At 51.5% G+C, this 10,224-nt stretch carries 9 protein-coding genes; 5 read left to right on the top strand and 4 right to left on the bottom strand.

Translation table 11 applies throughout. The features are described from left to right. Window positions 1-36: 36 nt before the first annotated feature. The gene (locus WFP70_RS19150) at window positions 37-651 is read right to left on the bottom strand and encodes a response regulator transcription factor (RefSeq protein WP_200575578.1); all 615 of its coding nucleotides are present in this window, start codon (window positions 649-651) and stop codon (window positions 37-39) included. A gap of 509 nt (window positions 652-1,160) precedes the next feature. Here WFP70_RS19150 and WFP70_RS19145 point away from each other — a divergent pair. Beyond that, window positions 1,161-1,736 carry an AraC family transcriptional regulator gene (locus WFP70_RS19145; RefSeq protein WP_337024091.1) on the top strand — a complete coding sequence of 192 codons (576 nt, stop codon included), beginning with the start codon at window positions 1,161-1,163 and terminating at the stop codon, window positions 1,734-1,736. 40 nt (window positions 1,737-1,776) lie between these two features. On the opposite strand, the gene fliD is transcribed toward WFP70_RS19145, so the two are convergent. Next, entirely contained in the window at window positions 1,777-3,186 is a 1,410-nt protein-coding gene (fliD, locus tag WFP70_RS19140; RefSeq protein WP_337024090.1) for a flagellar filament capping protein FliD, read from the bottom strand. Window positions 3,187-3,815: 629 nt separating this feature from the next. On the opposite strand from fliD, the gene fhuE reads away from it, so the two are divergent. The 3 genes from fhuE (at window position 3,816) to WFP70_RS19125 (ending at window position 8,503) form a co-directional block, all read left to right on the top strand. After that, the gene (gene fhuE / locus WFP70_RS19135) at window positions 3,816-6,026 is read left to right on the top strand and encodes a ferric-rhodotorulic acid/ferric-coprogen receptor FhuE (RefSeq protein WP_337024089.1); all 2,211 of its coding nucleotides are present in this window, start codon (window positions 3,816-3,818) and stop codon (window positions 6,024-6,026) included. Between the two features lie 177 nt (window positions 6,027-6,203). Beyond that, a complete protein-coding gene (locus WFP70_RS19130; protein ID WP_337024088.1) occupies window positions 6,204-6,791 on the top strand; it encodes a pyridoxamine 5'-phosphate oxidase family protein in 588 nt (195 codons plus the stop codon). Window positions 6,792-7,051: 260 nt separating this feature from the next. Then, the gene (locus tag WFP70_RS19125) at window positions 7,052-8,503 is read left to right on the top strand and encodes a sugar porter family MFS transporter (protein ID WP_337024087.1); all 1,452 of its coding nucleotides are present in this window, start codon (window positions 7,052-7,054) and stop codon (window positions 8,501-8,503) included. A 13-nt stretch (window positions 8,504-8,516) separates the two neighbouring features. Here WFP70_RS19125 and WFP70_RS19120 read toward each other — a convergent pair whose 3' ends face one another. Beyond that, window positions 8,517-8,687 (bottom strand): DUF2256 domain-containing protein, encoded by a 171-nt coding sequence (locus tag WFP70_RS19120; RefSeq protein ID WP_337024086.1) that lies wholly within the window; start codon window positions 8,685-8,687, stop codon window positions 8,517-8,519. Window positions 8,688-8,994: 307 nt separating this feature from the next. On the opposite strand from WFP70_RS19120, the gene WFP70_RS19115 reads away from it, so the two are divergent. Continuing rightward, on the top strand, window positions 8,995-10,086 hold the full coding sequence (locus WFP70_RS19115) for an NADH:flavin oxidoreductase/NADH oxidase (RefSeq protein WP_337024085.1): 1,092 nt from the start codon (window positions 8,995-8,997) through the stop codon (window positions 10,084-10,086). Between the two features lie 53 nt (window positions 10,087-10,139). Here the strand turns inward: WFP70_RS19115 and WFP70_RS26825 are convergent. Next, window positions 10,140-10,224 (bottom strand): IS3 family transposase (locus WFP70_RS26825; protein WP_442956338.1); only part of this gene is annotated, 85 nt, incomplete at its 5' end.

Below are 10,224 nucleotides of genomic sequence, written 5' to 3'. Positions count from 1 at the left end.
AACTCCCGCCTGACAGGGCGGGAGCCTCAGGTGAGTCTACTCATCATCGAGCAAATTCAACTTCTCTGCGGCTCTGACCAGCTCTGATGCCGATCGCACCATCATCTTCTCCATCACCCGGCGTTTATGGACTTTCGCGGTGATTTCACTGATCCCCATTTCAGCGGCAACTTGCTTATTCAACAATCCACGCATCACCAGCTGCATCAGCTCTTTCTCACGCGGGGTGAGCGACTGGTAGCGGCCGGTGAGTTCGACCTTCTCTTTGGCAACTGCATCACTTTTTTCGGATAACGCGATCGCGTCGCTTACGACGCTCAGCAGGTCATCGGGCATCACGGGTTTGGTTAAAAACTCAAAGGCTCCCGCCTTCATCGCTTTCACCGTAATCGGGATAGTGCCAAAACCGGTCAGGAAGATGGTCGGTATCGAGTATCCCCGCTCCGTCAGGCGGGCAGAGACGTCGAACCCATCGAGTCCAGGCATATTCAGGTCAACAATCAGACAACAAGGCGTGGTGAATTCCGGTTGGTTTAAAAATTCAGCCGGAGAAGTAAAAGCAAAAACCTGATATCCCTCAGAACTCAGAAGGTTTTTCAGGGAGGTGATGACTGAAACATCATCATCAACAAGATAAATCGTTTTATCCATAAAGGCTCATTAAAACTCAGGCGAGTTCTCTTATACAGAACAGGCAATATACCTTTAAAGAGTTAGCGTTGGAATTGGCGAACGCTGATTTCAGGCGCTTTTAGGTCAATTGAGTGTTAATAAATGCGGCTGATAAGCAGACCAGCGATTAATCGATGAGCTGAGTAGTATTAAAGTATTGTTAAGCACACAGAATAATCAACAGGCTGGAAAAGCATTCTCAGTTTTTCATACAACCTTATCCGGCTATAAACATGGAGTAACGCGTTGGTGGATAAATTCAATTATCCAAAAGTATAACTATCCATTTGTATAATTTCCTTGCGACAACGTCCAACTGATAATCCCTGCACCAACCTTATCTATGTCGCTCAGCCATCGCTGCGGTGCGCTTTACATCGGAATAGGCGGAATATGAATACCGTAAATAAACGCGGTGCAGCGATGATTCTCCCGCAGGATCTGTCGCAGCGGCAGCCATCTGACCTGTTTAGAACAGTGGAGCCTTTATGTTGAGTAGCAACACCGTAGCCCTCCATGCTGACAAAACATATCCCCAACAGAAAATGAGTCGTTCATCGATTAGAGCCAGCATTGAATTACGTCAGAGCGCGGTGCGGGTGACGATTTGTGTCCCCTCAGTGCAACCGGGAGGCCGGATGACGCGTTACACTGGCGGAGCTTCTGCCATGATCGGTGAGAGAGAAAAATCGGTGGTTGCCGTTATTCAGCAAATGGTTGAATGGATCGATAACCATCTGGATGAAAATCTGTCAGTAGACAGAATCTCGAGCAAAAGTGGCTACTCCATCTGGCATTTTCAGCGCAAATTTGTGCAGCTCACCGGGTTAAACGTGTATGAATATGTTCGCGTACGCAGAATCATCAACACCGCCTATATTCTGACGCGAAGCCGTAAACGCATTCTGGAGGTGGCGGTGGAAAATGGCTTTAACTGTCAGGCTTCTTTTACCCGCACCATGCGTGACCTGACGGGATATACACCTGGGCAAATTCGGACGCATTTTACCGGGAATGAAGAGGGGCTCGTTGATATTATTCACGCCCTGATAAATCCTGCCTGAGTGAGTAATGCCAGCAATGCTGGCATTATTTTCATCTGAATTATTTCTTCGTACCTGACATACTCTCAAATTGCTGCGTGAGATAATCGCTGGTGCTATTTAAAGAACTCATAATGGTATCCAGGTGGGTAAACTGCGCCTTATAGCGGGCAATGGTGTCATCAATTTTCTTGCTGGCGTTGTTATATTGTTCCGTCAGTGCGTTTAGCTTTTTACTGATACTGTCAGTGGCGCCTTGCAGCACACCTTTACTACTCAGAATGAGCGTCATACTGGATGCCATTCCGGTCGCGATACCGGTTTTCTCACCATCCCCCGAAAAGATATCTCTGACTGCTTCCGGAGTGACGGCTAATGCGCTGGTTAATTTATCCGTATCCAGTTTGAGTTTTCCATTTGTCGGATCGGTACTGATGCCTGCCTGAGTAAGGGTTTTGAACTGCGAGGAGCCCGAACCGTTGGCGAGAATGTTTTTCAGCTGGGTCTGAATCATGCGCAGTGTGCCATCCCCTAACAACGCACCATTTTTGCTGTCCTGATCGGCGCCGGCATCAACGGGGGTGTATTTGGTCAGGTTGTCCATGGTGTCCTGCAACGCGTTATAGGCATTGACCCAATCTGTGACGGCGGTTTTTGCTTTGGAATTATCACTGGCGATGGTGAGTGTCTGAGCGCCGGATGTCTGATCGCTCAGGTTGAGCGTGATCCCTTCAACGGCATCCTTGATGGTGTTGCTGCTGCTGTCAATCGGGATGTTATTAATGGTCAGGCTGGCATTCTGCGCCGCGACGTTTTGCGTCATCCCTGATGCGCCGTTGGCAGGGTCATAACCCAGGAATGCCTGTAGCGTATCATCACCGGTTATCGCCAGGCTTTTGAGCGCATGTCCGGTTCCGGTTTGGGTAGAGGTCAACGACAGGCGATAGTCTTTATCTGACACCTTGATCAGACTCGCGCTGATGCCCGCATTCGACTTGTTAATCGCGTCTCTGATGGCGCTGAGCGAAGTTTGCTCCTGACCTAATTCAATGGTGTGCTCACTGCCATCTTCACTGATCAGTGTCATGCGGCGATTATCTGCTGCACTTCCCACAGCCTGATTGATATCTGAGCGTGTTGCACTGGTCAACGTTTGTGACTGGGCGAGCTGGGTGACGCTGATGCTGTACTTGCCAGGCAATGCACTCCCCGTTGAATCTGCGGTAAAAGCACTGGAGCTGCTGGTGGCTTTGGTCTGCGTGTATAAACCCGCGTCTTGCAGGCTTTTGTTCGCTGTCTGGAATGACTGCACGGCTGTTTTGAGTGTGCCGTAGGCGGAAAGCTTGGCCGTTGCGGCAGACTGCTGCTTTGAGATCGGCACCAGCACCTGTTTTTCTGCTGTTGTCAGGCTATCCAGAATATCGCCCAGTTTTAGACCGGACCCTATGCCTAAGGTTGAAATCCCTGCCATCATAAACTCCTGTTTTATGTTGTTACATATCATGTCGTTAGGCTTGCGCCATGAGGGAGTTTACGTGGGGTGTATTTACGATTTCTTTACGATTACAGGGTTATGGTCGGGCGTTTGCACAGGGGCAGGTGGAAAAGGGATTGGGGGGATAAAATAAGTCAGTGCTGTCGCTGCAATGTTGAGCAAAGAAAATAGCGAAATAAGCGGCCAGGAATTAAATCGTTATTATTTATTTCATATATTTAAAATTGATGGGGATAAATATGTCATTCCAGTCATTAGGACAGCGCCCTGATTGAATAAGTTTCAATTTCAGATGGCTTCCATTTCCGTATCCGAATGGAATTATCACTCTCAGGAATAAATTCAGCGTGATTTGTGTTTATTTTTCGTCATAAGAGTAAATAACTTGCTCAGAGAATTGTAATAATTATAATTCTCATTCGCCTTATTGGGCGGGTGGGGAATCTGTTGCTGCGTACCACTTTCACGCTAAAACGCTTCCTACTAAATCAGTTACGAAAATATGTTTTACAGGGAATTCTGTCTCTCATTTTGACGGAGTTGGGCGTTTGCGCATCTGAACACCCACCAGTCATCTCATTAATAACAAATCTCAAAGGATGATAATGTCTCGTTCTTCACGTCAAGCCAGGCTATTAAAGGCAAATAATAATATCGGTGTGAGCCAAACGCTGCCGATGATCTCTTTACTGGCCTTGGTTATCGCGACTGCATTACACAGCCCGAAAGTTTCCGCTGCGGAGACCACCACTAAAGAGCAAACGCTGGAAGTCACGGCGGCAGCCGGTAGCACCAATAGCAGCCAGGACACGGACTACAACGTCCCGGTTACGCGCGCCGCCACTAAATTAGCGCTGACCGCGCGTGACACGCCGCAGTCTGTTTCTGTCATCACCAAACAGCGTATGCAGGATCAGAAGCTGGAGACGTTAACTGACGTCTTAACCAACACCACCGGCATCAGTCAGTTCAACTCTGGCGCTAACCGCAGCAATTTCTACTCACGCGGATTCATGATCGATAACTACCAGATCGATGGCGTGCCAGCACTGATTGATAGCGCCTGGAATCTGGGTGATACCCTGTCAGATACCGCAGTTTATGACCGCGTTGAAGTGGTGCGTGGTGCGACGGGTCTGATGACCGGCGCGGGCAGCCCGGCAGCGTCAGTGAACATGGTGCACAAGCAGGCAGACAGCAAAACGTTTCAGGGTAATCTGTCAGCCAGCTATGGCAGCTGGGATACCCAACGTTACGTTGCCGATCTTTCCGGTCCACTGACCGAGTCCGGCAATGTGCGCGGACGCGTGGTGGCGGGCTATCAGGATGGCGACAGCTGGCTGGATCACTACCATACGCAGAAGAAATTCCTGTATGGCACCGTCGCGGCCGATCTCACCGATTCCACGACATTGACACTGGGTTACGATTACCAGGAAACCAACATACAAGGTGCGACCTGGGGCGGCTTGCCGACTTTCTATCTCGACGGCAGCAAAACCAACTACTCTCGCAGTACCAACCTCGCACCAGATTGGGCCTACAACAACAGCGATTCCAAAAAGGTTTTCGCCAGCCTGAAGCAGACGTTTAATAACGGCTGGGAGCTGAACCTGAGCGGCTCGCATACTGAAGCCACCATGGACAGTAAGTTGCTGTATATCGACGGTTACTTTGATAAATCGACCGGTATCGGTATCGGCCCTTATGAGGGCTATGATTTGTTAGGCGGCACCGGCTACAACACCGCAAAACGCAAAGAAGATACCGCAGACGCCTATGTCACCGGTCCGTATGAGCTGTTTGGTCGCCAGCATGAGTTAATGGCGGGTGTCACTTATATCCGCCAGCACGATCGCTACGTCAGTGCCTCCACCAGCTTCACCTCGGCAGACGTGGGTGATTTCAATGACTGGGGTAATTATCCAGAACCGGATTGGGACGACCAGGCGCTGTCACAGGATAATGTGATCCGTCAGAAATCCGCTTACTTAGCGACGCGCATTTCACTGGCCGATCCGCTGCATCTGATCCTTGGCGCGCGTTACACGCAATACAACGCCAACACGCTGACGCAGAATATGGAGAAGAACAACATCACGCCGTATGCAGGCCTGTTGTATGACATCAACGATACCTATTCCGCCTACGCCAGCTATACCTCGATTTTCAAACCGCAGACCTATCGTAATGCGCAGGGTGCTTATCTCTCTCCTGTCACCGGTAAAAGCTATGAAACCGGGATCAAGGGCGACTGGATGAACAGCCGCATCACCGCATCGCTGGCGGTGTTCCGTATCGAGCAGGATCACCTGGGCGCGACGGATTATGCGCTGGTGCCAGGCAGTACCGATTACGCTTACTACGAGCAGAACGGCACGGTGAGTAAAGGTGTTGAATTCGAAATCAACGGTGCGGTGACCGATAACCTGCAGATGACCTTCGGTGCAACGCGCTATGTGGCGAAAGATGGCGAAGATGCCGCGCTGAACCCAACGCAGCCACGTACTTCACTGAAACTGTTCACTAGCTATCGCTTGCCGATGCTGCAGGATCTGACTGTGGGCGGCGGCGTGAACTGGCAGACGCACACCTGGGATAACGTAGCGGGGCCTGGCGGAACCTCAACGCTGTATGCAGAGCAGGGCAGCTACGCGCTGGTGGATTTGTTCGGTCGTTATCAGGTCACCAAACAACTCTCCGTGCAGGCCAACCTGAACAACCTGTTCGACAAGACGTATAACATCGATGTCGGCAGAAACACTGTGTACGGCGAACCGCGTAACGTTTCCATCTCCGCGAACTACCGATTCTGATTTGGCTGAATTCTCCACGGAGAAAGGCCCTGTCATAATCTGATATCTGGAACCTTCGTGCCTGGTGTGCGGAGGTTCCAGCGTCACACCCTTCAAGCAAAGTTAACCCTGTAACACCTCAATGAATGATCTCGAGCCTCTATACTTAACGTCATTCGTTAAATTGAGGGCGTGAGTTTGACACCAGAATCTGAACATATTGATGCCATGGCCTGGCAGGAACTGGATGCTGCAGCAAACGATCTTCACACCGGGTTTCGTTATCTCAACGTCTGTACCATCGATGCTGATTTAAAACCACAGGCTCGCATGATGGTGTTAAGGCGAACAGACAGTGCCCAGCGGCTTTTGGAGTTTCACACCGATATCCGCAGTGCAAAATGGCAGGAATTAGCCATCAACCCCGCTGCAACGGTATTGGGTTTCTGCTCGCAATCGCGTCTGCAGTTACGTTTGCAGGGGTTTTTCAAACGATATGAACCAGCAAGCGCTCTCGCCGGGCAAACGTGGCAAGGGCTGTCAGTCTGGACGCGCAGGAGTTATTCAGGCGGGCCGCCGGGAGAAGTAGTGTTGTTTCCGTGCGATCAAACCCGACATGCTGAAAGTGAGGAGAGCGGGGAAGACGGTAAACGCCATTTTGGTGTGATGATTTTTCAGGTTGAGTCGCTCGACTGGTTTCGCCTTGATCGCGACAATAATCGCAGGGCGCGACTGGCTTATTCCGCAACGGGAAGTCTGACTTCATTCACCTGGATTAACCCCTGAAGATTCTGCGGCGTTCTATTCCCTCGTAATAACAGCCTCGCTTTATTATCTGTGCACCGCGAATGACACATTGTGGGTGATGTGGATGACGTCGAGGGATTACCCACGATCTGAATTCGAAAATCAAAAAAGTCTGCTGCACACCCCTCTCAGGCCCAACGAAATACCGTGACTCAGATCTCATTTTTCAAATCCTGACTATACTCATACCTTTCTTTACACAGTGTTAGCTGTGTTTTTAGCAACCCATGGAAGCTCAAATGCAAAACTCTTCTCCGCCCCCATCGGATGATGGCGGCTCGCTCAATTTAACCGTGCAGCAGCGTCTGTTCTTTGTGGTGTTAGTCGCCACCATGGGCGCGCTGGCGTTCGGTTATGACACGGGCATCATTTCCGGTGCGCTGCCTTATATGACTCTGCCGACCTCGCAGGGCGGACTTGAACTCACCCCCTTTACCGAAGGGCTGGTTACTTCCGCGCTCACATTTGGTTCAGCGTTCGGGGCCTTAGTTAGCGGGTTTGTTTCTGACCGCTTTGGCCGCCGAATTACGTTGCGCAGCCTGGCCGTATTATTCGTTGCTGGTGCATTAGGCACCACCATCGCGCCGAATCTTGAGATCATGGTGGTGATGCGATTTATCCTCGGATTCGCCGTGGGTGGCGGATCTTCCACCGTTCCGGTATTTATCGCTGAGATTGCGGGTCCGAAGCATCGTGCGCCGCTGGTCAGCCGTAATGAGCTGATGATTGTGTCAGGCCAGTTGCTGGCTTACATCGTCAGTGCAGCTATGAGTCTATTACTGCATGATCCGAACATGTGGCGTTATATGTTGTCGCTGGCGATGATCCCGGGCGTGCTGCTGTTTATTGGCACCTTTTTTGTCCCGGCTTCACCGCACTGGATGGTGGCCGAAGGGCGCATAAACGAGGCGTTACGTATTCTGCGCAAATTGCGTGAGAATCCGCGCGAAATCAAAAAAGAGATGGCGGAGATGCGCCAGAACGCGCGCGAAGCCCGTCAGGGGCCGCCCGCTCGTGAACTGCTGAAAGAAAAATGGATAGTACGATTGCTGCTGTTGGGCTGCGGTATGGGTATCGTGGCGCAATTCACCGGTGTGAATGCTTTTATGTATTACACGCCTATCATTCTTAAAAGTACCGGACTTGGCACCAGCGCGTCGATCGCAGCCACGATAGGCAACGGCGTGGTATCTGTGATCGCGACTTTTGCCGGCATCAAAGCGATCAGCCATTTTGGTCGCCGCCCAATGCTTATCACCGGGTTATCGGTGGTGATCGCCATGCAGCTGGCGCTGGGAGCGGTGCTGATACTGATGCCGCACAGTTTAGTGCAAAGCCTGCTGGCGCTGGCCTGCATCCTGGTGTTTCTCTTCTTTATGCAGATGTGTATTTCGCCCGTGTATTGGCTGCTGATGTCTGAGCTGTTTCCGATGAAAGTACGTGGCGTACTGACCGGTTCAGCGGTGGCTTTTCAGTGGATATGTAACGCCATCATTGCGTTGGCTTTCCCGCCACTGCTGTCGCTGGTGGGAAATAATGCATTCTTTATCTTCGCTGCGATCAACGTGGCTTCCCTGGTGTTTGTCGCGGTGATGTTGCCGGAAACCCGTGGCAAATCGCTGGAAGAGATCGAATCACACATGCGTGAACATTTTGGCGAGAGCACGACTGAAACGGCGGCTTCAGCGTAGCGATCAAATCGTGTCAAGACCCGCTGCCGACCGTGTGGCTTTTGGCTGCGCGGCGGCAGCGCTCTGAGCAGTACTGCACCTCTTCCCAACAATTTTCCCACTTTTTACGCCAGGTCATCGGCTTATGGCACTGCTTGCAATAGCGGACGGGCAGGGATTTTTTGTTTCCTTTGAAGTCTTTCATATCATTTGAATGGGGCTTTTTCCAATAATTAGACTGCTGACATAGAGCTGAACACCAGGGCAATGACATTGCCTATCGCACGCCATTTGAGCGGGACGGTAAGGAGTGCTTCGAGCAGATCAGGAGTCAAACAATAGTAGATCATTTGGTGAGGATGGTCGTTTCATGTTGCCAGGGTTGCTATTCAGGTATGACGCGCTGATGGTTCGCGCTACTGGCATTAATCATTAATAACAGAATGAATAAAACGGTTTAACCTTGAGTCAAACCTGTGCAGCGCTGCTGCTAACAACGTTAAGGGATAAAGATGAGTCAACTATTTAGTGCCGCAAAGATTGGAGAGCTTGAGCTGGAGAACCGCATCGTGATCGCCCCGATGTGCCAATACTCCGCCGATGCAGGATGCGCCAGCAGCTGGCACCGCATCCATTTAGGTTCACTGGCGCTGTCTGGCGCAGGATTGCTGATTCTGGAAGCCACCGCCGTTGAAGCGGCAGGTCGTATCTCGCCGGGAGATCTCGGGCTGTGGGATGACAAGACAGAAGCCGCGTTACACAGCGTGCTTTCTGACATTCGCGCCTGGTCACCGATCCGTATGGGGATCCAATTGGGACACGCAGGGCGTAAAGCCTCATGCCGTGCGCCATGGCAGGGAGGGCATCAACTGCCGGAGAGTGAAGGTGGCTGGCAAACGGTGGCTCCTTCAGCGATCAGCTTTGCAGAGCAAGATCATGCACCGACCGCACTGGATGAAGCGGGGCTGGTGCGCATTAAACAGGCATTTGTAGATAGCGCGCAGCGTGCGGTACGTCTGGGTATTGAGTTGATTGAAATCCACGCGGCACACGGTTACCTGCTGCACCAGTTCCTGTCGCCACTGAGCAACCAACGTCAGGACCAATACGGTGGTTCGCTGGAGAATCGTTTACGTTTCCCACTCGAGGTTTTTGCGGCGGTACGTGCTGCCGTGCCTGCTTCGATTCCGGTTGGCGTGCGACTCTCCGCCAGCGATTGGGTTGAGGGTGGCTGGGATATTGAGCAATCTATTGTGTTTAGCCAGCAGCTGGAAGCACAGGGCTGTGATTATGTGCATGTGTCGAGCGGTGGGCTATCACCACAGCAATCCATCACTGTGGGGCCCGGTTATCAGCTGCCTTTCGCACGCGATATCCGCCAGCAGGTGAAGATTCCGGTTATCGGCGTGGGCTTAATTACCGAGCCGCAGCAGGCGGAAGCGGTGGTGGAGCAAGGTCATGCCGATCTGGTCGCGTTAGGGCGTGCCGTGCTCTACAACCCGCACTGGCCATGGCAGGCTGCTGCCGCACTGAATGCGCAGGTCAAGGTTCCATCACAGTATTTGCGTTCTGAACCGCACGGTGTGAAGGGGACGCTGGTTTAATTTTAATTAGTCTGGCGGCTCTGCATTTGAAGTGAACCCCTTAACCTGGACAGTTATAACATCGCCTGTTGGTACTGAGTTCGGTATTGTACCGGACTCAGTCCACCTAACCCCGTCTTGATCCGTTCGTAGTTGTAA

Origin of the sequence: Pantoea sp. USMM079 (assembly GCF_037153115.1) — a bacterium.
Lineage (GTDB): Bacteria > Pseudomonadota > Gammaproteobacteria > Enterobacterales > Enterobacteriaceae > Pantoea > Pantoea communis.
Note: the sequence above shows the minus strand (reverse complement) of the source record. Positions and strands in the feature narration are given on the sequence as shown.